Source organism: Lysinibacillus sp. FSL M8-0216, from assembly GCF_038595555.1.
Lineage (GTDB): Bacteria > Bacillota > Bacilli > Bacillales_A > Planococcaceae > Lysinibacillus > Lysinibacillus fusiformis.
The window spans coordinates 1,463,818-1,487,448 of sequence record NZ_CP152007.1 but is presented as its reverse complement, the minus strand read 5'-3'; the positions used below and the strand labels follow the sequence as shown (position 1 = coordinate 1,487,448).

The window sequence follows — 23,631 nt, the reverse complement described above, 5'->3', positions numbered from 1 at the left end:
ATGTATTCATATTGAGCACTAGCTTATGCCTCGATTATTTGTTCATAGTAGTGCAGCATTTCATTAAGACGTACAAGAGCATCGTCGAAATCTGGCTGAATGACAGCAAACTGAAGAAATCCTCTTTGACGTAAATATGGGCTATCACCATGAACTAATAGTCCATTTAAGGCTAAATCGATGTGTAGGTTTGAAAGTGTCTTTGGCAGTTGAATGGTTATAAGCATTGGGTACCGAGTTGTTGGTAATTGAAAGTGCATATAGGGCAGCTGCAGTAGTGCCTCAAAACGTTGCTGTAGCTGCTCATAGCGGACAGGATAGGCTTGTAAAGACTCATCTAAATTACCAAGCAATACGGCTGGAAGCGTAAAAGGTATGGCACCTTGCTGGTAATTTGCTAAGTCCAAGTATGCAGGCAATGTAGTGGCGGATTGTGCTAAGTATTGTGAAAATACAAATGCGAGCCCACTTACTGCCCCAATTGCTTTCCCACTCACTGCAGTAGCCAAATAACAATCCTGTAACGAAAATGGCATAGCACCGAACGTACTGATGCTATCTACACATAGCTTCACATTATAACACTTTGCCAATTGACTAAGACCATCTAAATTATTACAAGTCCCCGTCGAGGTTTCCCCATGCACGACCAACACCCACTCATATGCTCTAGTTTCTAATAATAACGCTATTTTCTCGCAATCAAATAGTGTTCCCCATTCTTGTTCAACGACATCAAAATCTAATGACCAACGGACTGCTTGTTTTCTCAACCGCTCACCAAATTCCCCATTTGTTAGAATAAGACCTTTCCCTAATTGCTGTGCCTGTAATTGAGCAAGCATCACCTCATTGGCCAATGTTCCAGTTCCAACGATTATTCCAACATGCTTGGTATTCGCTAATTGTAGTAACTTTTGCTGTACTCGTTCATAGATTGCCTTAAAACTTAGCGAACGATGCGATAAATTGGTATATCCTATAGTCTCTAATTGCTTAACTGGTCCAGGATAAAAAGTATAGTTATCTTTTGCAAGCCTACGTTGTAGGTCATGTTCAAATACATCTCTAGTAAGCACCATAGGTAAAAACTGGGCATCCGTTACTCCAACAGCTGGAGCAAATTGTTGAAAACCCATTTGCTTATAGAGCTTTTCTTCACGCGTTGTTCCCGAAATTACGGCTGCCGTATAGCCCTTTTCATAGGCAAATGTATTTAAAGCTTGAGTGAGCTTCAATAGGACTCGCCCAGTTCGATAATTTTTTTTCACAGCAAGTAAGCGTATTTCACAAATCTTGTCACAAACCTCTTGCGGTAAAAATTGCTCCACCTTCCCAATTTTTTCATCAATTGAAAAGGGTCTTTGATCTCTAAATGCTACCATTCCAATTAATTCTGTTTTTTTATACACCACTATATATGTATTTTGCTCATGGAATCGGTCAACCTTTAGTCTTTGCGTATTTGGTTCATGCTGTGGTATTTCCTCCACAAATGTCTCATAATTCAATCGCGCAATCGCCTCATACTCTTCATTTGTTTGAGCTATTTTACACCAATACATCTCTTTACTTCCCTCTTTTCCATGACTCCTTAATATTAGACATATGTCTTATGAGCATACACACGATTGCCATCATCAAAAGTGCGTAGGGCACTAATAGGCCAGCCTGAATGATGGCGCCAACATAAAAAATAAAACCACCAACCATGCCTAATGTTAAGCTCCTTGTTAACATCAGTACGGCCCCAGTACCTGCAATCATCCATAAAAACAAGCCTGGTGATAAAGCGAGACCAACTCCAATAAAAGTTGCTACTCCCTTTCCTCCCTTATATTTTAGCCAGAAAGGATATAAATGACCTGCAATCACACAGGCTGCACCACTAACAATAACCCATTCTTCTAAATACCATAAACGGCCTAAGCCTACCACGAGCACACCCTTCAAGGCATCGCCAAGAAATGTCAGAAGAAAGGCCCTCTTGCCAAGGACGCTTCCTGCATTGCGCGCACCTAAATTTTTACTGCGTTCTTCCTGCAAATTGACACCATATATCTTTCCAACGAAAAATGCTGTCATGAAGTTTCCTATTAAATAACTGAAGAGCCAGTACAAACCAATCAATCCTATTCCTCCTTACTAAAAAGGCTGTATAAGCTACACGCCTATACAGCCTCACCATTATCCTTTTCTTTGAGCAATAGTTTGAGCGATACAATCCCCATGGAAACGTCCGTTTTCAATAAAAATTTCGTTGGCATTATTCCCCGCAGCAATTACGCCTGCGATAAACAAACCTTCGACATTTGTTTCCATCGTTTCCGGTGTAAAATAAGGGCGGCCCGTTTCTTCGTCAATATCAACACCCATGGCTTTAATAAAGGAATGATCAGGATGATAGCCAGTCATGGCAAAGACAAAATCATTGTGCAACACCTTTTCTTGGCCATCTATTTCTAAAACCACTTCATGCTCACGAATCTCTAACACATTCGTATTAAAATGCATGTCAACTTCTCCCGTTTTGACTACCCCCTCAAATTCAGGTAATACCCATGGCTTAATACTTGGAGAGTATTCACTTCCACGATAGGCAACCGTTACGCGAGCACCTGCCTTATTTAATTCCAATGCTGCATCTACAGCTGAATTTTTGCCTCCTATAACAAGAACATCCGTATCAAAAAATTCATGCCCCTCTTTAAAGTAATGGAAAACTTTAGGTAATTGTTCACCAGTGATATTTAAAAAATTAGGATGATCATAATAGCCTGTCGCAATAATGACATGAGGTGTTTCATATTTATCCTTGTCTGAAGTAACAGTAAACATACCATTATTTTTCACGACACTTTGCACTTTTTCAAAGCGGTTAACTTGAATATTTTTTAATCGAACAACTTCTCGATAATATACAAGCGCTTGATTCCGCTTGGGCTTACGTCCTTCAATAATAAATGGTACATCGCCAATTCCTAATCGTTCACTTGTACTAAAAAAAGTTTGATGTGTAGGATAATGATAAATCGCATTGACGATATTACCCTTTTCAATGACAATGGGGTTTAATCCAATATTTTGCAAAGCTATTGCTGCTGCTAAACCACATGGGCCTCCTCCAACAATAATGGCATCTGCTTGCTGCATTTCTTGACACTCCAATCGAATTTGGACAGCTTTAGTGGCTGTTCCTTGCTTACATCCATTATGAAAATAGACGATTCCTTTATATTATACGCCTTCTAGCAAGTTTTGTTTGTTTATTTACTTGAAATATCGATGTCGATTATATGACATTGTGGTTTGGCACCAAGTCTCATCGGCAATAATGTAGTACCATAACCATTGCTTACTAAAGTCATGACACCATCTCGCTCTCGATAAGAACCATTAGGATGGACACCATATGGACCAAATCGAATCTGCCCTCCATGTAAATGTCCTCCCATCATTAAATCAGCACGGTACTTAGCCCGGACTTTTGCAAAAACCTCTGGATTATGCGCAATAAAAACAACTAGATCACGCTCTCCAACTTTTTTAAAGGCTTTTTCAAAGCTATATTCTTTAATCGTTGTATCCTCAATTGCACTAAGCCAGAAGCGGTTTTTCATAGGTAACAGCACCGCATCATTGACAATAATTTGAATATGATATTTCTGCAAAATACTCTTCAGCCGATCTTCTCCCACTTCTCTATCATTATTTCCCCATACAAAATAAGTTGGTCCAATGGAGGTTAATAATTGTAAATTGTCATGAATACGTGAAATGGGTGTGCGATTATCTGCTAAATCTCCACCAATAATGACCGCATCAAAGTGTTCTGTTAGCTGTGCAATCATTCTTTTATTAATTTTACGCAAATGAACATCTGAAATAAAAAATAAACGTACCTTTTCCGGCTCTCCCTTTAATAATAGCTGGTGATGTAAAACATTGTTCTCATGCGCCACCTTCCACATATAAAGCAAAAAGATGACCACTATGATAAGCAATAGCCCTATATAAAGCATTCTCTCACTTCTCCTTACGACAGCAAAAAGACGATTCGTTTCTTATGAAGAATCGTCTTTTTGCTAAATCAGACGTACGTTTTGGTGTGAACGTTTGTCCTTTATTTTATACTTGCTAAACTATATGACCATTATATGGCTTTTATTTAAGGAAGTTTAATTACTTGCCCAACCATAACGGTATTTGAAGACATACCATTAGCAGCACGAATTTTAGCTAAAGTCGCTTCACTACCATCACCATAATGATTTAATGCAATACGGAATAAGTTCTCATTTGCTTTGACAGTGTGTGTACTTGCTTTAGCATTTTGTTTCGCTTCTTCTGCCTTTTTAGCCTCTTCAGCCTTTTTCGCTGCCTCTGCCTGTTGCTGAGCTATTCTTGCTTCTTCAGCTTTACGTGCTTCTTCAGCATTTTTTGCCTCTTGTGCTTTTTTCGCTGCCTCAGCTTCTTTTTGATCTGCCGTTACTTTATCAGCATCTTCTTTAGATGGCTCGTTTGATTTTTGATCAGCTTGATCGCCTTTGTCTTTATTTTTGTCTTTGTCAGATGCGGAAGCCTCTGAAGAATCCATTTCGACGACCTGTTCAGCTGAGTCCTTCTCAGCTTGCTCTATTGATTTCCCTGGTTCGTAGAACTTCCAAAAATAAACAAGAATAGTTAATGGGATAAGGATAAATATCACAAAAAGTATAGTCATTAACGGTGTTCTTCGTTTCGGATTTTTTGGCTTTTTGTTTTTATCTCCATTTTTATTCATTCTGGAAACTCTCGACAATGTTTGCTGTTCGTTTTGCTCATCTTCAAATGATTGTCGATGTTCTTCTATTTTATCGCGATAATCTTCTTTACTCATTCGTCTTTCCCCCAAACCTTACTACGCTTTCTGTCATTCTATTATGACGAATTTTACGAAAAAAGTAAATGACCGTCAGATTTAGTCTAATTACCCAGTAAAAGTTGCTGCAATCGACGTTCCCACGAAATCATTTCTATTTTTTTCTCGGCTGTTAAGCGTTCTTTCTTGATTTCATCATAATGGATTCCACAGTTTTCACAACAGTTTTCCGGTTTTTTTTGCAATTTTTGCCCGAAATACCCGACAAGATGTTCACGAATACAGTCTTTTGTCTGTATAATCTTCAACATTTCATCGACTGCATGGTATTTTTCTAGGGCTAAATGATTTAGTCGAGCCTTTACTTGCTCCTTCGTTTCTTGTTGCATCCAATAGTCTAACACACGAAATGCCGTCTCACCTAGTTCCCCATTTTTTAACATCTGTGCTGGCAGTACCTGCTGGGAAATGAGTTCCTCATAGCGATCAACATACTGTGGACTCGGAAGATCACCCGTAACAACGAACTTCGCTAGCTCTTCATCACCATCACTATAGAGTAAAATGGCAAGCGCAGACTCACCATCTCGACCTGCTCGACCAATTTCCTGCATATAATTTGCAATATTAGCAGGCATTGATTCATGAATGACCTGACGAATATCTTGTTTATTAATCCCCATACCAAAAGCGTTTGTTGCCACTATCCAGTCCAATTCGCCATCAATAAACTGCTGCTGAATAAATTGGCGATCCTCCGCCCCATAGCCTGCATGATAGGCTGCAGTACGAATACCCGCTTGTAAAAATGCCTCACTATATTGTTGCGCTCGTTTGCGTGAGGAAACATACAGTATTCCTGGGCCAGCAGTTTCTTTGACATGTCGCATAAGCCAGCTCGCTTTATCTGCCTTATCCTCTAGAACAATGCGTCCTAAATGAATATTTGGCCGATCCACATTATACATAAATTCAAATGGTTCCTTTAACGATAATGTTTCCCGAATATCTTGCATGACCTTACTTGTTGCAGTCGCGGATAGTGCTAGCAGTGGAGGTCGATTGTGCCTTGATAGCCACTCACCTATCCGTAAATAATCTGGTCGAAAATCATAACCCCATTGTGATATACAATGAGCCTCGTCCACTACGATTAAACCTAATTTCACTTGCGCTAATTTGTCTTGCACCTGCTGTTGAAGTAGCATCTCTGGAGAGGTAAAAATAAAACGATATTGTTCTAAATAATGTAATACATACCGTTTTTCAGTGAGAGATAAAAAGGAATTTAAGGCGACAACCCTCTTTTCTCCAAAACGTTTCAATTCCTCTACCTGATCTTGCATTAAAGAAAGCAATGGAGAAACGATAAGCACAGGTTTATCTAAAATGTAGGCCGGGAGCTGATAGCACAATGATTTTCCCATTCCTGTGGGCAATAAGGCCATTACATCTTTCTCTTGAAGTATTGCTTCAATGACTTCCCTTTGCCCTGGTCGAAATGATGAGTAACCAAAATGTTTATGCAATAGTTCTTCTAGTTCCATTTATACTTCTCCCTTCGCAAGGACAAGCCTTAATTGAAAATAACTCAATTCCTTTAAAGCCTCATATAAGATTTTCAATTTTTTCGTTTGAAAATGCTTCGATGCCTGCCAAACTTTTTCAGCTTCCTTATATGAGACGAATGGACCAATAGAAAAGTTCGGTTCATACATCGCTAATTCCACAAAATGGTCCTCAATAGTACTTTGTTTCAGCTTTCTTATTTTCACTATTTGTTCAATTGAATATCCTTGTTCATATAATTGTGCTGTTTGCTGTGCAGAATCGGTTAGCAATATTTTCACTCTTAGTCCTTGTGCCACTTGTTTAAGCATTGGATAATCATTGCTTTGTTGCACTTCGTTTAATAATATATGTAGTGTTTCAATAAAAGCTAATTGACTATCCAGCACAGTTTCCTTCCGTTTATCGGCAAGCTGTTGCCATGTCCATCCAGGTAAGCGATATCCACTTAAACGGTAAAGGACAAGCTGTTTGCTACCATCTGAAACTGGAAGATTCTTTAGCGCACTGGTACATTCGTCTAATAATTGTTGTTGTAAATGACCTTGTAGGTAATGATGATCCTGCAAAAAGGATCGCACCCAAGTTTGAATCGCAGGATCTCTACTGATGGGCGAAAAAGAACGAACATCTGCAGTTTGATGTGACAAACTTTGCACAATTAATGAAAGACGTGCAAAAAACACATGCTCATTTCCTCGATAATGCCATCCATCAAAGAAAAATGTTGGCGTTTGTTGTGCTCTCTGTAAACCTAGCTTTTCCATGTGAAAATGACCAGAATCCTGCACTTTTAACCAACTATATTGCATAAATAACGTTACAGCCTCATCAAAGGTAGTCCGTGGTAGTTTAGGTAATAAGCCAAAATATTGATGCAATTGAAAAAGGCCAATGTCTTGAATGGTCTGACCTGAACGCTTTCCTCTCAGGACATGGTAGGCAGCCGAAATCGTCCGTTCCGTATTGAGTTTTTGAAAGATTTGCAATAGAATTTGATGAAACATTGACGCAAATTCCTCCAATTTAATAGTATTTAAGTTGAAATGTAAGATAAACATCTTTAAAATGAGTATGAAGCTTTGTAGGAACATCGTTAAAGGAGAGAAAAAAATGGCTAAATACACAATAGTTGATAAAGATACATGCATCGCTTGTGGCGCATGTGGAGCCGCAGCGCCAGACATTTATGATTATGATGATGAAGGTATTGCCTTCGTTATTTTAGATGATAACATGGGAACTGCTGAAGTGCCAGAAGATCTATTAGAGGATATGCAAGACGCATTTGAAGGGTGTCCAACTGACTCTATCAAAGTAGCAGATGAAACTTTTGATGGTGACTCATTAAAATTCGAATAGTCCTTTAATTTGTATGTATACCCAAAAGGCATCCTTCAATGGGTGCCTTTTCTTTTGAATGAAATATTTTGCTACCTTTTGCAACATGATAATCCATCATATAGCTCTTTTCTATACGGACCAATCTATTGGAGGAATGATGATGATGTTTGAGCAGTTACAAGTAGAGCATAGTTTATTTCATATCGATCAAGACCATATTGATCAATTTAAAAATCTTGCGGCAAAATGGCAAATGATTTTTCCACAGGTTTATGCTAAATGTTTAAATACACTCGATTCATGGGCCATAGTTTTAAATAATTGGGTATTTTTAAAATCTCAGCATACCGATGAACTGATACTCAATCCCTCTAAGGCCATATACTACTCTATCAATACATTTTTGCTGGAAGAGCTCAAAAAAATTCAAATAATTCAAAAAATAACTCATTGTAATAATGATGATTTACAATATTTTGCTGCATTCCAATTAGGAAATGCCATTGATTTATGGGTTTATAAGACCGTTGGAAAGAGTACTGAGGCAGATTTATTAAATTCGCAGGAAGATAAACCTTATTTTCTTGCATATTTAGATGATGGGTTTCAAACGGACAACACTCCTTTCCATAGAGACCAAACAAGAGCCATCAAAATTCTTGCCCAAACCATTCGTAGCCAAAATTGCTTTAGAATCACTATCAATAGTGCTGTTTATCAAGCAGTAGATATGTATGAAGATTATATAGCTCTTTAGGTTGCTTTTTAATTCGTCTCTCACATAGAAGAGATGAATTTTTTTGCCCGATAATCGGCTACTCTATTGCAACAGTTTTTTATGTATGATAAGATTTTAGTAGTTGGTACTAATAACAGATATTATCTCACAAAGGAGTTCTTCATAATGATGGATAATTTATTACAATTAAAAGATAAAAATATTGTTGTCATGGGTGTAGCGAATGATCGTAGTATCGCATGGGGCATTGCAAAACGTTTATTTGATGTAGGTGCAAACGTTATTTTCACTTATCGTCAAGAACGCTCATTGAAAAAATTACAAAAACAATTAGACAATATTGGTCAAACTGATTCCCTTGTTGTTCAATGTGACGTTAATAGTGATGAAAGTACAAAAGCAGCATTTGATGAAATTGGCTCAAAGGTTGGCGTTATTCACGGTATTGTCCACTCAGTAGCATTTGCTCATGCTGAAGATTTACACAACCGCTTCTTAGAAACAACACGTGAAGGCTATGCTTTTGCACAAGATACAAGTGCCTACTCTCTAATTTCAACAGCCAAAGCAGCTCATCCGTATATGACAGAGGGTGGCTCTATCGTTACAATGAGTTACTTAGGTGCGGAACGAGTGCTTGATGGCTATAATGTGATGGGTGTAGCAAAGGCTGCATTAGAAGCTTCTATGCGCTATCTTGCTGCTGATATTGGTCAAAACAATATTCGCGTAAATGCTATTTCAGCCGGTGCTATTCGTACGCTTGCTGCAAAAGGTGTCCCTTCCTTTAATACAATTTTACACAAAATCGAGGAAACAGCTCCTTTAAAACGAAATGTTCAACAAGATGAAGTAGCCGATATGACAATTGTTATGCTCTCTCACCTATCACGTGGTGTCACTGGAGAAACTATTTACATCGACGCAGGCTACAATATTATGGGTTAATAAAGCAGGATGGAAGACTAGGTCTCTTCCATCCTTTTTTCATTTATCTTCCTACTTTCATGTTTGAAACTTTGTGTAAAACACTCTTCGAACGGAGTATCTTTCTTAAGGCAATTTCATTAAATTCATGGCTGCAAAAGCTCAGCTTTACATAGATTTGATTTATTTCATAGGAGTGCTAAGAATGGCGTTAATGTTCGGTCTCTTCCACATATAGTTTTCCAATATTACATAACAGCCTCTAGCTTTTTCGCTAAATAAACTTTGAAATTGATCAATCGTTAACATTTCTAATTGTTGACGCTCATGGATTTGATTTTTTGTCATGGTTGATCACCTCAAAAGTACACTTTAATAACATATGAAAGGGAGTTCTTTATGTAAAAAATTGATTGGAACGAAAGGCGGCGACTCCTGCGGGAAAAGCGGGAAGTTGAGATCCTGGACTGAGCAGAGCGAGGGAAGCAGCTCAACTCCGCCCGCGGAAAGTGTCCGCCCGTAGTGGAAATCAGCAGCTTTACTTCGTTTCATGGTAAAAGAAAAAAGACTGTAGGCAATCTCAAAATTCAGTGAGAGTTTGTCTACAGTGTGAAAGGATGGAAGACTAAGCCTCTCCATCCTTTTTATCGTTTATAGCATCGCCCAAATGGATTGTATAAATAGCATAATACCAGAGGCAACTAATAGTACATAAATAAATGTTAAAAATAGCTTCTGATTGAGCTTGCGAAATAATAGTTGTCCTACTATCAGACCAATCAAAACAATCGGCAAGGCATATAAACTATAGAGCCAAACGGTTTTACTTGTACCTTCGATTGTTAATTGTGATAGTAAGCTAATCAAATAAATAAAAATATAATAAGCTAATGACGTTGCCCTAATCGTTTCTTTCTTTTTATGTGTGCTTGCAAAATAGAGGAGCAGTGGCGGTCCAGCCATCCCAATACTTGTTGTAAACATCCCTGATATAAAGCCAACACCATAATCTCTTCCATTTGTTTGTTGAATGGAAAGGTTCTTTATCAGCAAAATTGTTAACCCAATTAAAAGAATTGCTATGAGCAGCTTGAATGTAGTGACATCCACGATGGCAAATAAAAGACTACCAACAGGTGCGCCTACAATACTCCCAATCATAATCTTTTTTAGCAACGCGAACTCAATATCTTTTTTAACCTTCCATAGCAACGAAAATGAAATAACAAGGGATAAAATAATATTCAATTGCATCGCCTGTGGTGGTGAGAAAAGCAACAGTAAAAATGGTGTAGCCATAATAGAGAAGCCGAATCCCGTGCTTGTTTGCAAAATGGCTGCGGTAAAAATAATAAAAAAATAAAACGTTAATTCCAGCAAAACAACACCTCACATCATTAAGTGGTTGTAATTCTTTGTCTAGTAATAATAGTTTTTAATAAAAATGATAGGCCACAAGCAATTATTAAAAATAAGGCAATCATTGCTATGACACCTACCCAACCGTATTTCATCCAAAATAGCCCACCTACAGTTCCTCCAACACTAGAGCCAAAGTAATAAAAAAATAAATAGAGGGAGGACGCTTGTGCTTTATCATGTGATGCCCGTTTACTTACCCAGCCACTAGCAATTGAATGAGCTGCAAAAAAGCCAAAGGTAAAAACGGTGATCCCGATTATTTTTAAAGATAGAAAACTATGAAGCGTCATGATGGCGCCTGCAAACATGATGGCAATCGCTAGTAATAGCATGCGCTGTCGCCCATAACGGTCAGCTAAACTGCCAAACCACGCTGAGCTGAATGTGCCGACTAAGTATATAACAAATATCCAGCCAACAATTGTGGCGCTTAGATTATAGGGGGGTGCCATTAATTTAAAGCCTATATAGTTATAAAGAGTGACAAAGCTCCCCATTAAAACAAAGCTAATTCCATATAGACAAAGCATCGAAGGGTCCTTCAAATGCTGAAAAAGAGTTTTGGATAATGCCCTTATTTGTAAGGGACGGGGGCTGAAATGTTTGGAGCCTGGTAATATCCAGACGAACACCACACTCACAAGTAAACTAATTCCCCCTAGTATAAACATCCCGATATGCCAATTATAGTGGTCCGTTAATGTGCCGATAATTATTCGGCCACTAAGACCGCCTACTGAATTTCCACTAATATATAAGCCCATGGCAACCCCTAAACTTGCTGGCTCCATTTCCTCTCCCAAATAGGCCATAGCGATGGCAGGTAATCCTGCAAAAACAATACCCTGCAATACTCGTAGCACAATTATTGTTTCAAAATTAGGAGAAAATGCTAGCGCAAGTGTAAAGATAGAAGCAGCAAAAATCGAAATGGTCATTAACGATTTCCTTCCCCATGCCTCTGATAATGATCCAACAATGACTAAACTCACCGCTAAAGCTAAGGTCGTTACTGAAAGAGATAAACTAGCAACGGCTGGTGATACTTTGAACACTTCCGCGAAGGTTGGCAATAATGGTTGCGTACTATATAAATTTGCAAACGTAATAAAGCCTGCTAAAAACAAAGCCCAATTAGCTTTATGAAACGACTTCGTCCCCTTTTGTATATATTCCATGAAAATCTCTCCTTCATTACTACACATCTATTATTCTAATACAATATTCCATAAAAAACACACCTCTTCGTCAAAAAATGGACAAACTTCCCCTATCTTTTGGCACTAAATGACTAATTTACATTGACAGTAAAAAAAGAGACATTTTCTAGTTTCAACAAAAATAAAAATAGAATTTGCTATTTTGACTTGGCAAATATTGTGCTACATTAAAAGTAATCATCTAGCACCATTGTCATATTGAAAACAGATGAGCCAACCATTTTTCATTGACTAGACTTGGAGGAAATTTTATGAAAATTATTGAAGCTTTAGCCCTTTCAGCACCTTATATTCATCTAGCATTAAAACAAGAAGCTATTGTTGCTGTCATTGAAAAGGAAAGTGAAACAGTCATCAAATATTTAGCAGGTAAACGTGTGGATTCAGGCTACCAGGATGGACAAAAAGTAAATGCCAATGATCAAAATGTTTACATTGCCTTTACTGGACAAAATGCAGATGTGGTCATTCCTAAGGATGTATACGGTGTAGCCATCAATGCTTTTTCTTTCCCCATTCGTGAAAACGGTCAAGTCGTAGGAGCATTGGCTTTCGGACTACCTATTGATAATGAACTAAAACTCGAAGATTATATGAGTACAATGGACAATATCGTTAACAATCTTCAAGATAAAGTACATACAATCGCTTCACATTCAGAGGAATTAGCGGCTACGAGTGAGGAAATTAATAAGCAGGCACAAAATGCATTAGAGGATTCGGAAAAAACAAATGACGTAACTGATCTAATTAAAAGTATTTCTCGCCAAACCAATTTACTTGGATTAAATGCTTCCATTGAGGCGGCTCGAGCTGGGCAACATGGTGCTGGCTTTAATATCGTGGCACAGGAGGTTCGAAAATTGTCCTTTGAGACGTCTAGCGCAACCGAAAATATCGAAGCTTCCTTACGAAATATTAATAGAAATCTTGAAAATTTAAAACAAAATATGGGTCAAATCAATGATGCAACGAATGAGCAAGCACAGCTCGTACAGGATTTTAGCGAAATTATCGAAGAGCTGACAGTGCTAAGCCGAGAGATGAAAGGCTTCATGCATGATGCCCTAAAATAATAATGAGGTGATGAGATGGAAATTTACATTAACGATGATTTATCTTTACGTACAATTACCTTAGAGGATGCAGAGGCAGTTTTTGCATTAACCGATGCTTCAAGAAAGCATTTAAAGGAATGGCTACCATGGTTGGATTATACAAAGGAAGTAGCAGATACAATCGCCTATATTGAAGGCTGTATCAAGGGGCATGAAGCTAATAATAGCCTTTCTCTTGTCATTCTCTTTAAAAATGAAATTGTCGGCATCGCTGGCTTCAATACTATTCATCCTACTAATAAAATCGGTACGATTGGCTACTGGCTTAGTGAAGGTGCACAGGGGCATGGCATTATGACCAAAACTGTAAAAGCTCTTTTACAATATGCCTTTGAAACATTACACCTTCACAAAGTAGAAATTCGAGTGGCTGTTGGCAATGAAAAAAGCAACGCTATCCCTGAGCGCCTCGGCTTCATAAAAGAGGGCACCCTCCGAGCAGCAGAATGGCTGTATGATCATTATGTAGATCATGTTGTATATGGCATGCTTCTAAGTGAGTGGCAGCAACAAAAATAACAAAGCGACCTGATGCATGAATCATCAGGTCGCTTTTACTTATGGTTGTTCCACTGTTTCTTTCGTTTCCTCAGCTTCAACCGCTGTTTGTTTTTTTTCAAGCCCTAGAGCAATTTGCTCTAATTCCGGACGCAATGTATGCTTACCAGCATAACTTTCAATCAGTTCCTTCACATCAATACCAGAAGTTTCTTTTAACGTTTCTTGTAGTGTAGACATTAAATTAGTAGCATAAGACGTTACTTTATTGGCGCCACTACCTTCTCCACCACCAGTATCAACGACAGTAATCTTATCGATATTACCAAGTGGGCTCGCTAGCTCTTTTGCATATTCTGGCATCATACGCACAACCATATCCAGTACAGCTGCTTGACCATAATATTCAAAGGCTTCAGCAATTTTACGTTTAGCTTCAGCTTCCGCAAGACCACGAAGGCGAATAATATCTGCCTCTGTCTCCCCTTGTGCTCGTTCTGCGTCCGCTTTAGCAAGACCATCTAATCTGATTTTTTCTGCTTCCGCTTTAGCTAAAGATTCGATACGGTATTTTTCTGCATCTGCTTGAGCAAGCTCTCGCATTTTTTCAGCTGCGGCATTTTGTTCCACCGCATAACGATCAGCGTCAGCCTTTTTCTTCACCTCAGAATCATATTGCTTCTCACGACGTAAAATCTCTTTCTCTTCTAATTCAATTTGCTTTTGACGCTCAATAATGCGAATTTGCATTTCTTGCTCCGTCACTTCCTGTTTAGCTCGAGCTGTTTCGAGCTCATAGGCTTGGTCAGCACGCGCTTTGGCAATATCTTGCTCACGGCGGAATTCAGCAACCTTTAATTGATTTTCTTTTTCCGCTTCCGCAATTTCTGTCGCACGCTCTAGCTCTGCCTTTTGCGCTTCCTTCGATGCTTCTGCACGTTTAATACGTGTTTCTTTTTCCGCATCCGCTGTTGCAATATCAGCATCTCGTTTTACCTGTGCAATTCTCGGTTTACCGAGTGAATCTAAATAACCATTTTTATCACGTACATCCTTGATCGTAAAGGAAACAATGATAAGACCCATTTTAGCTAAATCCTGTGAAGCAACACGTTGAACCTCCTGTGAGAATTTATCACGGTTTTTATAAATTTCCTCAACCGTCATGGAGCCTAAAATTGAACGTAAATGACCTTCTAACACTTCACGTGCTTCCCCTTCACGCTCTGCCTTTTGCTTTCCTAAAAACTGCTCTGCTGCAGTCGCAACTTCTGAAATAGAACCACCAATTTTAATAATGGCTGTACCATCAGCCATGACAGGAACACCTTGCTCCGTATACACTTCAGGCGTTGTTACTTCTAATTTGCTAGATAGTAAACTTAATGGCTTTGCTTGCTGGAAAATAGGGAATACAAATGTACCGCCACCGCGAATAATTTTTATGCGATTGCCCGACTCATCTTTATGTACATTTTTAGAGCCGAGATAGCTACCCGTCACAATCAGTGCTTCATCCGGACCTGCTGTTTTATATTTTGTTACATATAAACCTACTAGTGCAATTAATACAAATGCTACAATTCCTAAAACAATTAGAATATCGATTGACAAAGACATAGACATATCTCTCCTTTAGACAAATTTTTTCTCATATGCTCTAACAAAAAGTGTACCTTCCTTCACGTCCACGATAAGGACTGTTTCATCATAGTCAATGGCTTCATTATCGTAACCTGTTGCCCGTTTCGAAATCATACCACTTGTTGTTTCGATAACAACTTCTCCAAACCCATCTACAGGAATTGGTACAATGACTTTGCCCAATTGCCCACCTAGTGATTCTTCCGTATAAGCCAATGAAACATCCGCTGACCGTAGTGGAACGAGAATAAATAAATAAAATAAAGTACTTAAAATAGCACCGATGATACATGCAGCAATAATGTTCCAAACGCTAGACAACCAGGCTAGTTTTTCTAAAATAAATCCTGCTGCAGACATCAACGTAATGAAAGAAAGAATGACACTCGGATTAAAAATGGGCAGTCCTTCCCCAATACCTTCGACTGCATCACCAAAAAACATAACTAGTATTGTGGCAAGACCAGCAAAAATCAAAACCACCAAAAAGATTTGCTCGAGTGAATAGCCAAATAGCGTCAAGTTGCTCACCCCTTTTCATCATATTACCTACTATACGGATGTCACTCAGGAAAAGTTTCAAAAATTTTCTTAATTTTTCAATTAAAAAAGGAGCATACATGGACTATGCTCCAACACATTATGTAAAAATCAAGTTGTATTGTATGTTAAGTAACGATTGGTTTTTCAGAGTTATTGAAAACGCCAATTTTATTCCTCTAGCTTTCCTATATGTATTCATTTACCCTTTTTAATAAACCTTCTATAATTTTATGCGCCTCCCACTCTAAATGATCCATCTCCATTGAAATAAGTAGATTTAGTTCGCCCATTTCTTGATAACCTAATGCCATTGCATAGCTATCAACCTTTAAAGCAATTGTTCTATCGTTTTTTACTATGTTCATTTAACTCATTCCCTTCATTAAATGAATACAATTCACTAGTTGTAACAGCAATTAAGTGTTGGACTCTGCATTTAATGCTAAATGAGTAAGCTCATTTTTATTATGTAATTCAAAATATGTCCGTTCAACAAGTTTAATAGAATTTAATAAACCTACTTGAAGTTTTATACATTTATTCAAACATTCCCTAAAATTTTGTTCATCTTCAATCCCCCTGCCTTGATTAAGCATATACAGAACTTCTATAAAATTAGTATCTAGTGTACCTTCTGTTTCATCTTTATTAATTGCATTCATATGTAGGCCTCCTTTTATGAGATATAAATATGTACTAAAGGTTGTGTACCCCTTTTTGAAGGATTTTTCTTAAGCTATAGGGTGGATGGATAGATTTCATTTTTGCTATATAAACAATCGCCAATGCTTCTGCATCTATCGTACTTATTCTGCCTTTCGATTGTTCAACTATTTCGGATGCGAACTCTTTAACTAAAAACTTCTCCATTAAAACACCTCATTTTTTCACATTAATTAATCTATTTATGAATAACTAACAATGACCCAACTTAATTCATTCTTTCTAAAATTTTATGTTTTGGATAGTTAGTATTTAAATATTCTTTAAGACTATTTAGACATGTAATATTGTTATCGATAATGGATTTTCTTTGGTACCCATTATATAAATAAACAATATTTTGGAACTCAACAACAGAAAAAATATTATCTTTATGATCATCCAACTGGACTAAACTATCATAATGGATATCTATAGCCTTGGATTTTTTATAAATAAATTTAGTATCACCCATTGCCTTTATGAGCTCTTCCTCATCATCATTCCATTTATCCATTAGAATTAAACTAGAAAGCGAGCTATCCATACATTCACAAATCAATGTATTTCCCCCTTCGTCGTTTAAAATTACATTGGAAATACTGCCATAGAAATTATTCATTAACTCTAAAGAAATATCACTATCTTTATAAATAACAAGCTCCAATACTGCTGTTGTCTCCTTATCATTCATGTAAATCGCTCCTTATAGATTAAACCAATTATATTGTTTTTATATTAACACGAACAGACGTTCGTTTTCAAGCGATTTACTAGAGAATATTTACAAATTTAAATCTATTAGTATTTTTCGGCAAATAAAAAAACTGGTATACACCAGTTCTATAATCCTATATTGATCAAACCATAGTTAGTTTTAATAAAATCAAAATCCAGTTTATGCTGTAGGATAGAATAACTAACATAATTACTATCTTTATTTACATATCCAGTATCATATTTACTTGCAACTTTCTCTAAAATTTCTTTATTTAGTATCTTCTCTTCTTGATGCTTAAGCAATTCCCATATATACCACATCATCCCTGATACTTGAATGGTACTAGCGATTAAATTGCTATTGTCAAAGATTGATTTTGCTAAATCTAATGCTCTATTTCCAAAGGATGCCCTAAGCTGAATATCTTCTCCTTTTGCATTCGCCTTTTTAAAAATATACGTACTATCTGAAAAATATTTTTGGCCTTGCTTTGGCTGTAAACTTGTTGAAGATATTTTATCTAACCTGTCTAACCGCCAATATAATTCCTCGGATATTTCAATAAGTCGATTATATCCCTTGCTATTCGTCAATTTAGCCAGAAAGACACCGTTGTCATCTTTTAAATCTTCCATCTTTAAATTCAAGATCTCGCTATAGCCTTCACCTTTTATTCCTTCAAATAAACATAGTAAAAATACTGCATGTCTTTGATCTTCAAATAACTGCATATATGTTAATAATTGTTCTCTTGTATAACGTACAATAGATGCTTTATAAACAAACCTACTACAGTACTCCATATCAATAATACTTGGTAGTCTCTGCGATCGGTTATTTGTATAGCCGTTCATGATCGCCCAATCTATATATCTTCCAAGAAAACCGATAGATGCACTAATAGACTGCGGGCTAGGCGACTTCAAACTATAAAACAGCTCTTCCAACTCTACTTTATTCATATCAAAGATATCTTTATTTTTTTGATTTTCAAGTATTGTTGCCTTATTAAATAGTGATAAATAAGTTGTAAGACTGTTATCTTGTATATCTAACGACTTTAGATACCATTCCTTAATATCTTTATTTAATACGTTTTCTTTAAGCACCTTTTACACCTCATTCTAAAATTATTTGCTGAAATATTTTTTGGATTTTCATTCTATTACGAGAGCTGATATTACCATATTTAAGAATTCCAACTTCTTCCCACAAAGTATTAGTAATGGAGAAATCTATTTTGTCTAAGTTCATTTTTAAATTTTCAAATGGAATACTATACTCATACATTTTAGCAGCCAATTCAATGTGTCCTATAAACATTCTACTTTTAAACATTAATGAATGTTTATCCATTAAGTTTGCCTTATGGTGCGCAAAGAGGTACATCATATATTCATTAATGATTTTGGCTATATTAATAACTTCTAAGCGATTTTCTATCGAAAAACTATTATCAATCGCATTTGATAATTCAGAAAAAGTGACTACTTCACCATAAGAATATTTTACGTTGGAGTTCGATGTAATTCTCCCCTTTAACTCTCCCTCAGCTTTTAATTCAATGACTACTTCATCGGATAATTTATCTTTAGCTAATTCTTGTAGACGTGGTTTTGGTATAGGATTTGCTTTGGCCATATCTACCTGAACTCGTTTACATTGAGCTTCCGTCATATTTGAAAAAATAACAATCATAGCACCTTCTAAATTGACTTTCTTCATATAAGCATTATAAATAGAAAATGTTCGATGTGCTCCATCTAAAACATCTAATGACGATCCCTCCAATAAGGTAAGGGATTTCTCACGATCGTCATAAATAAATTCAATTCCATTTTCACCAGAGCCAACTTTAGCATTATAGCGCAAAGTAGAGGTTATTAAATCTCCTTCTAATGCTTGTTTTTCAATATCTCGCAAAGACTTTGGATTTAGGTTCATAACCTCTATAATTCCATTTTTTATCTTTTTCTTTTTTGCCTGCCTTTGAATATTTGGATTATACATCGTAATACCACTCATCCAAAGCTTACCAATAATTGCATTAGGAATTACTGCGACATACTCATTGTGACCGGTTTTAACAGCATTCTCAAAAGTATATGGCAATGTAATTACTTCTTCATATGGTGATTCCTTTATGTACAACCTCAACTCTTTAATCTCTGATGCATTAAGCCATTCCTTTATCCAATCATCATCAGCATCATTAAATTTTATATAAAGCTGTTCTCCCAGTAATAAAAGTTCTTGCAAATTTGCTTCATATAGCCTACTCTCATCATTAATTAATTCAAGAATATTACCAATACTTATTTGATGTTTATGTAGTTGTGCGGAAATTTCATCTAATTTTAAATTGCTTTGAACCAACAAAGGAATTTTAGTTTTAATCTCATCTATTAATAACTCTTTAGTTTTCCCAACCTTCAATCCTCTTTCCTCCTCTTTTTTCCAATTATATAAATTTACTTTAATAGTAACACATAATAATTTCAATTATAATATTTTTAAATTAATTAATCCAATTATATTATCATTACCAAGAACCTGTTAAACCCCTTTTAATAAATTAATTAATTTAAAATATTGATTTATTTATTAATAAGATTATAATATAAAAGCATAAATATGGAAAAATAAAAGGAGATGGATTTGGCATGGCTTTTCAAACTAGTAAGGATACGAAATATAATCAGTTAGTATTATCTGATATAACAGTTATAAAAGAGTTATTAACTTTTAGAGGATCGATTGATGATACAAATTTTAATCAAGGTGCTTGTGCAACAAATTCTTTAAAAATGAACACAGATGTTATCAGTCTATTTGCAGATTTAGATGAATTAATTAAAAAATCATTGAATGAAGAGCAAATTAAACTACTTTCCTATATTACTAAAGATTATTCCAATTATACTATCGCAAAAATTTTAGGAATTCCTGTCAAAACTATTGGAAGTAGATTTAACACAATCTGTCTAAAAATTAAGCAAGAGAATGATAGACAATGGCGAAAAGTAACTTATATAAATAAATTAAGATTAAAAACAAAAATATGTAGTAAATGTCGTGAGTTTCTTCCTGCTACAGATGAATTTTTTAGTTTGAATAATAGCAGTAAAGATTTATTCCATTCCCAATGTAAAAAATGTAAAAAGTAAAGGCATTAGATGTTTGGGCGAAAAAATTGGATTATCCCCTACACCAGTCACCATAATAAGTAGAAGGAGAATTAATATGAAAATACAATTACCACATACGATAATTGAATTAAATTTAGAGCTTCCGATAGAAGAACGAGTGTTATACATACAATCCATTTTAGAAAATGAGAGAATTGTTTATGGTGGTGAAGAAATATCTTTAGAGATCTATTTACATATTACCTCGCAAGCTCATCATACAATCGTATTATTAGATATGCTTGGGTATTATATGACCAAGGGATATTTTACTAGGGAAGAGCTATTATTAGAAGAAGAAAGCTTAAAGTATATTAAGGAAGCTAAAAGGCGAAATAAAAGACGGAGAGAATTAGCAAAATTACTTAAAAATCAAAGTACACCACATCAATTACAAGATAATTATGTACTCTCCCACTATAAACAGAAAGAAATAAAAAAAGGCTCTCACAGACATAATACATTTTCAAATACCTCCTATTTTGAAGCTCTTACACTCGGCATTGAGGAATTAGACGAAGAATCCACCCAATGAGTGAATTAATTTAAAATACATATTAAAAATGAAATTTTCTAATAGGTCTGTATGGCTCCCTTTTACAGACCTATCATGAAGGTTTCATCTTCATAATAGTGTAACTTTTAATTTTGAGATGCAGTTTCACTAGATTAGTATGAATCCTTATCATTAAATGAAAGAAGGTGATGCCTATTGGTTGTATAAATGGATCTAACAAATTTTTAATGAAGAAACCTTCAAAGTGACACTCTTCTTTAGGAGGCTGAGGATAAAGGAGAATGAAAATTGTAAAAAACATAACTGAATTTTATCACTCATTAATCAATAATGAAAAACTTCTTCGTTTGCTGTACTACATACCTAAAGATCCATTCGATGATCCACTTGACGAATCAAAATTGGATGTCTCTCAATTACCCGAGAAAGAACAAATACTTAATAATTTAATCGTTATTGGTGATAAATCTAATGATTTATCGCTAGAAACAAACTTTTGCAGAATTTGTTTATATACAGGACCTCGGTTGCCTCAAAAAAATTATCTAAAAAACATCAATCAATTTACGGATAATCCCTACTCAAGCACCCAGCAATATATTTTTGATATTTATACACCTGATTCTGTCAATAATATTGATTTTCGTATTGATTGGCTTGGTGAAGTGCTAAATGAAGTGCTGTTTCAAGAGGATATTGAAGAATTTGGGGATTTAAGATTCCATAGTGGACTGCCCATCACCAATTTACCAAAAGGTTTCGTTGGTTATCGCTGGAGTTACATTATGCCCTCAGGACAACAACCTACAGGGTATAGATCATGAACATCACCACTAAACGGGCTTTTGGGAAACCTCTTAATTATAAAGGTTTAAATATTTATCCTGTAAAAATGAAGGATGTAGATGAATTTTATGATGCCGTGCAATGTTTACTTTTACCTAAGAATGATTTTCAGCAACCAGAAATAATTAGAATGTCCTACTTGCTCTTTTTAATTTCTGTGTCACAAAACGATGGTGGGCATGAAATTGTAGAGAAATTAATTTCATTATATCGTTTAGTTTTTAATACCGAGAATATTCATATTGCGATGAATGAAAAAGGCATGGTCTTTATGGAAATCGATGGTATTACTCTGTATGAGCGAGATTTCGATAAAATCAAGACCATTATTAGTGAACAAAATCTTATTGACTTAGATGATGATTTTATTGATCCTGGTACAAAAAAAGCCATACAAGAAGCACGTGCATTTATGGCGAAAAGAAAAACAAGACAAGCAGATTTAGAGCAACAAATCATTGCCTACCATTGTAAATCTGGTTTACCCTATCATGAAATTGAACAGTTAACTTTATACCAATTCCATAAAGGATTATCACGCATGGACTATATGGTAAGTAGCGATGCCATTCTTAACGCACGCTACTCTGGGATGATTGAATTTAAAAATGACCAAGATCTCCCCCATTGGTTAGGCTTTATTGAAGAACCGAAGAAAAACGAAGATGTCATTATTACAAAATCGGCATTTGATCAACAAATGAAAAAACTAGGGCTTGAACCTAGTTAAATAAAAAATTAAAACTAAAAGGATGGTAATTTATATGTCACAACAAAATCAATTTTTAACTTCAGTAGCAAATGTTCGTTTATTTGATCGTTTAACAGATGAATTAATTTTAAATGGTAAAACATTACTTAACTCATCTATGACTCAAGCTATTCAAACACAGGCCATTCATGCTGGTAAAGGCTCTAAAAAGGTGTACGAATTAAACTATCAGAAAGAATTAACGTTCTCTATTGAAGATGCTGCTTTTGATACTGCCTATATTGCTTTACAAAATGGTACTGAAATCAATCATCGATTAGCTGAATATTATACAGATGAAATTATTTTACTTGATGCTACTGGTAAAGGTACATTAGCTGAAACTCCTCTAGGTAAGGTACATGTGGAGCAACTAAACGGTACATTCACACAATTTATGCCAACTGGTAAGGAAATTAGTGTCCCTACATTAGCTGGTAAAGAAATCCAGGTTATCTACGCTGTTCAGGAAATGATGGATACAATTGAAATTTCAGCTGACTCATTCCCTAAAGCAGTTCGTATGGAATTAAACGTAGATATTCGATCTAACAATGGAAAAACTGGGGAAGTTATTATTGAAGTACCAAACTTCAAACCGAATGGTGCTGTAGAAATTTCAATGACACATGAGGGTGTTGCTTCTTCTTCACTAGCTGGTAGCTCACTTGCCGATAAAAAAGGAAATTACGCTTATATTAAATTGCGTAATTTATCTGAGAATAAAGTACAGTTTACTGCACTTGCTGCCAACCCATCTCATGTAGTTCTAGATTCTACAGTCGCTGGAGACAAACAACTAATTTCAGTGTTAGGTATTCGTGGGGCAGGCTATAGCAATGTATTGCTACAAAACAAAGATTTAACTTGGACATCTAAATCTCCGTCTGTCGCAACTGTAAATGCAGATGGAGTCGTTACTTTAGGATCTTCTTCAAAAGTCAATGATCAAACAATTATTGAGGTAACAGATGGTACTTATAGCGAAAAAATTATTGTAGATATCGTATAAGTGAATTAA

The 23,631-nt window shown here is 35.9% G+C and carries 28 protein-coding genes; 10 read left to right on the top strand and 18 right to left on the bottom strand.

Features of this window, described 5'->3' with window-relative positions; genetic code table 11:
• Positions 1-23: 23 nt before the first annotated feature.
• The 7 genes from MKX57_RS06990 to MKX57_RS06960 form a co-directional block, all read right to left on the bottom strand.
• Positions 24-1,565 carry an aminotransferase class V-fold PLP-dependent enzyme gene (locus MKX57_RS06990; RefSeq protein ID WP_090001284.1) on the bottom strand — a complete coding sequence of 514 codons (1,542 nt, stop codon included), beginning with the start codon at positions 1,563-1,565 and terminating at the stop codon, positions 24-26.
• A gap of 4 nt (positions 1,566-1,569) precedes the next feature.
• On the bottom strand, positions 1,570-2,130 hold the full coding sequence (locus MKX57_RS06985) for a glycerol-3-phosphate acyltransferase (RefSeq protein WP_090001282.1): 561 nt from the start codon (positions 2,128-2,130) through the stop codon (positions 1,570-1,572).
• 57 nt (positions 2,131-2,187) lie between these two features.
• Positions 2,188-3,153 carry a YpdA family putative bacillithiol disulfide reductase gene (locus tag MKX57_RS06980; RefSeq protein ID WP_036124550.1) on the bottom strand — a complete coding sequence of 322 codons (966 nt, stop codon included), beginning with the start codon at positions 3,151-3,153 and terminating at the stop codon, positions 2,188-2,190.
• Between the two features lie 113 nt (positions 3,154-3,266).
• On the bottom strand, positions 3,267-4,022 hold the full coding sequence (locus MKX57_RS06975; protein WP_342532387.1) for a metallophosphoesterase: 756 nt from the start codon (positions 4,020-4,022) through the stop codon (positions 3,267-3,269).
• Positions 4,023-4,168: 146 nt separating this feature from the next.
• Positions 4,169-4,879, bottom strand: coding sequence for a LysM peptidoglycan-binding domain-containing protein (locus MKX57_RS06970; protein ID WP_008180442.1), 711 nt, complete (start codon positions 4,877-4,879; stop codon positions 4,169-4,171).
• Between the two features lie 86 nt (positions 4,880-4,965).
• The gene (locus MKX57_RS06965) at positions 4,966-6,408 is read right to left on the bottom strand and encodes an ATP-dependent DNA helicase RecQ (RefSeq protein ID WP_342532386.1); all 1,443 of its coding nucleotides are present in this window, start codon (positions 6,406-6,408) and stop codon (positions 4,966-4,968) included.
• The gene (locus MKX57_RS06960) at positions 6,409-7,437 is read right to left on the bottom strand and encodes a helix-turn-helix domain-containing protein (protein ID WP_342550873.1); all 1,029 of its coding nucleotides are present in this window, start codon (positions 7,435-7,437) and stop codon (positions 6,409-6,411) included.
• A gap of 106 nt (positions 7,438-7,543) precedes the next feature.
• Between MKX57_RS06960 and MKX57_RS06955 the strand changes: the two genes are divergently transcribed.
• From MKX57_RS06955 to MKX57_RS06945, 3 genes are all read left to right on the top strand, one after another.
• Positions 7,544-7,792: a ferredoxin gene (locus MKX57_RS06955; protein ID WP_004232564.1), complete on the top strand. Its 249-nt coding sequence runs from the start codon at positions 7,544-7,546 to the stop codon at positions 7,790-7,792.
• 136 nt (positions 7,793-7,928) lie between these two features.
• On the top strand, positions 7,929-8,531 hold the full coding sequence (locus MKX57_RS06950; RefSeq protein WP_342550872.1) for a hypothetical protein: 603 nt from the start codon (positions 7,929-7,931) through the stop codon (positions 8,529-8,531).
• A gap of 147 nt (positions 8,532-8,678) precedes the next feature.
• Entirely contained in the window at positions 8,679-9,461 is a 783-nt protein-coding gene (locus MKX57_RS06945) for an SDR family oxidoreductase (RefSeq protein WP_008174288.1), read from the top strand.
• A 162-nt stretch (positions 9,462-9,623) separates the two neighbouring features.
• On the opposite strand, the gene MKX57_RS06940 is transcribed toward MKX57_RS06945, so the two are convergent.
• The 3 genes from MKX57_RS06940 to MKX57_RS06930 all read right to left on the bottom strand — a co-directional run bounded on the left by MKX57_RS06940 (position 9,624) and on the right by MKX57_RS06930 (position 12,040).
• Entirely contained in the window at positions 9,624-9,788 is a 165-nt protein-coding gene (locus MKX57_RS06940) for a hypothetical protein (protein WP_164908686.1), read from the bottom strand.
• Positions 9,789-10,091: 303 nt separating this feature from the next.
• Entirely contained in the window at positions 10,092-10,817 is a 726-nt protein-coding gene (locus MKX57_RS06935; protein WP_175445515.1) for a sulfite exporter TauE/SafE family protein, read from the bottom strand.
• 20 nt (positions 10,818-10,837) lie between these two features.
• The gene (locus MKX57_RS06930) at positions 10,838-12,040 is read right to left on the bottom strand and encodes an MFS transporter (protein WP_043989735.1); all 1,203 of its coding nucleotides are present in this window, start codon (positions 12,038-12,040) and stop codon (positions 10,838-10,840) included.
• Between the two features lie 293 nt (positions 12,041-12,333).
• Here MKX57_RS06930 and MKX57_RS06925 point away from each other — a divergent pair, with 293 nt between their 5' ends.
• Entirely contained in the window at positions 12,334-13,158 is an 825-nt protein-coding gene (locus MKX57_RS06925) for a methyl-accepting chemotaxis protein (RefSeq protein ID WP_342550871.1), read from the top strand.
• Between the two features lie 15 nt (positions 13,159-13,173).
• A complete protein-coding gene (locus MKX57_RS06920; RefSeq protein WP_090001278.1) occupies positions 13,174-13,719 on the top strand; it encodes a GNAT family protein in 546 nt (181 codons plus the stop codon).
• Positions 13,720-13,758: 39 nt separating this feature from the next.
• On the opposite strand, the gene MKX57_RS06915 is transcribed toward MKX57_RS06920, so the two are convergent.
• The 8 genes from MKX57_RS06915 to MKX57_RS06880 all read right to left on the bottom strand — a co-directional run bounded on the left by MKX57_RS06915 (position 13,759) and on the right by MKX57_RS06880 (position 19,744).
• Positions 13,759-15,318, bottom strand: coding sequence for a flotillin family protein (locus MKX57_RS06915; protein ID WP_008174299.1), 1,560 nt, complete (start codon positions 15,316-15,318; stop codon positions 13,759-13,761).
• Positions 15,319-15,333: 15 nt separating this feature from the next.
• Positions 15,334-15,864, bottom strand: coding sequence for a hypothetical protein (locus tag MKX57_RS06910; RefSeq protein WP_089986608.1), 531 nt, complete (start codon positions 15,862-15,864; stop codon positions 15,334-15,336).
• 206 nt (positions 15,865-16,070) lie between these two features.
• The gene (locus MKX57_RS06905; protein WP_089986609.1) at positions 16,071-16,250 is read right to left on the bottom strand and encodes a hypothetical protein; all 180 of its coding nucleotides are present in this window, start codon (positions 16,248-16,250) and stop codon (positions 16,071-16,073) included.
• Positions 16,251-16,301: 51 nt separating this feature from the next.
• Positions 16,302-16,547: a hypothetical protein gene (locus MKX57_RS06900; RefSeq protein ID WP_089986610.1), complete on the bottom strand. Its 246-nt coding sequence runs from the start codon at positions 16,545-16,547 to the stop codon at positions 16,302-16,304.
• A 34-nt stretch (positions 16,548-16,581) separates the two neighbouring features.
• On the bottom strand, positions 16,582-16,755 hold the full coding sequence (locus tag MKX57_RS06895; protein ID WP_170844153.1) for a hypothetical protein: 174 nt from the start codon (positions 16,753-16,755) through the stop codon (positions 16,582-16,584).
• A gap of 61 nt (positions 16,756-16,816) precedes the next feature.
• Positions 16,817-17,281: a hypothetical protein gene (locus MKX57_RS06890; RefSeq protein ID WP_089986611.1), complete on the bottom strand. Its 465-nt coding sequence runs from the start codon at positions 17,279-17,281 to the stop codon at positions 16,817-16,819.
• Positions 17,282-17,430: 149 nt separating this feature from the next.
• Positions 17,431-18,417: a hypothetical protein gene (locus MKX57_RS06885; protein ID WP_089986612.1), complete on the bottom strand. Its 987-nt coding sequence runs from the start codon at positions 18,415-18,417 to the stop codon at positions 17,431-17,433.
• A 10-nt stretch (positions 18,418-18,427) separates the two neighbouring features.
• A complete protein-coding gene (locus MKX57_RS06880; RefSeq protein WP_342532384.1) occupies positions 18,428-19,744 on the bottom strand; it encodes a hypothetical protein in 1,317 nt (438 codons plus the stop codon).
• A gap of 227 nt (positions 19,745-19,971) precedes the next feature.
• On the opposite strand from MKX57_RS06880, the gene MKX57_RS06875 reads away from it, so the two are divergent.
• From MKX57_RS06875 to MKX57_RS06855, 5 genes are all read left to right on the top strand, one after another.
• The gene (locus MKX57_RS06875) at positions 19,972-20,475 is read left to right on the top strand and encodes a sigma-70 family RNA polymerase sigma factor (RefSeq protein ID WP_089986614.1); all 504 of its coding nucleotides are present in this window, start codon (positions 19,972-19,974) and stop codon (positions 20,473-20,475) included.
• A 76-nt stretch (positions 20,476-20,551) separates the two neighbouring features.
• A complete protein-coding gene (locus MKX57_RS06870; RefSeq protein ID WP_089986615.1) occupies positions 20,552-21,031 on the top strand; it encodes a hypothetical protein in 480 nt (159 codons plus the stop codon).
• Positions 21,032-21,294: 263 nt separating this feature from the next.
• Positions 21,295-21,837 carry a hypothetical protein gene (locus MKX57_RS06865; RefSeq protein ID WP_089986616.1) on the top strand — a complete coding sequence of 181 codons (543 nt, stop codon included), beginning with the start codon at positions 21,295-21,297 and terminating at the stop codon, positions 21,835-21,837.
• Entirely contained in the window at positions 21,834-22,589 is a 756-nt protein-coding gene (locus MKX57_RS06860; protein WP_342532383.1) for a hypothetical protein, read from the top strand. Before MKX57_RS06865 ends, MKX57_RS06860 begins: the two co-directional genes overlap by 4 nt.
• 34 nt (positions 22,590-22,623) lie before the next feature.
• Positions 22,624-23,622, top strand: coding sequence for a hypothetical protein (locus tag MKX57_RS06855; protein ID WP_089986618.1), 999 nt, complete (start codon positions 22,624-22,626; stop codon positions 23,620-23,622).
• The last annotated feature ends 9 nt before the right edge of the window (positions 23,623-23,631 follow it).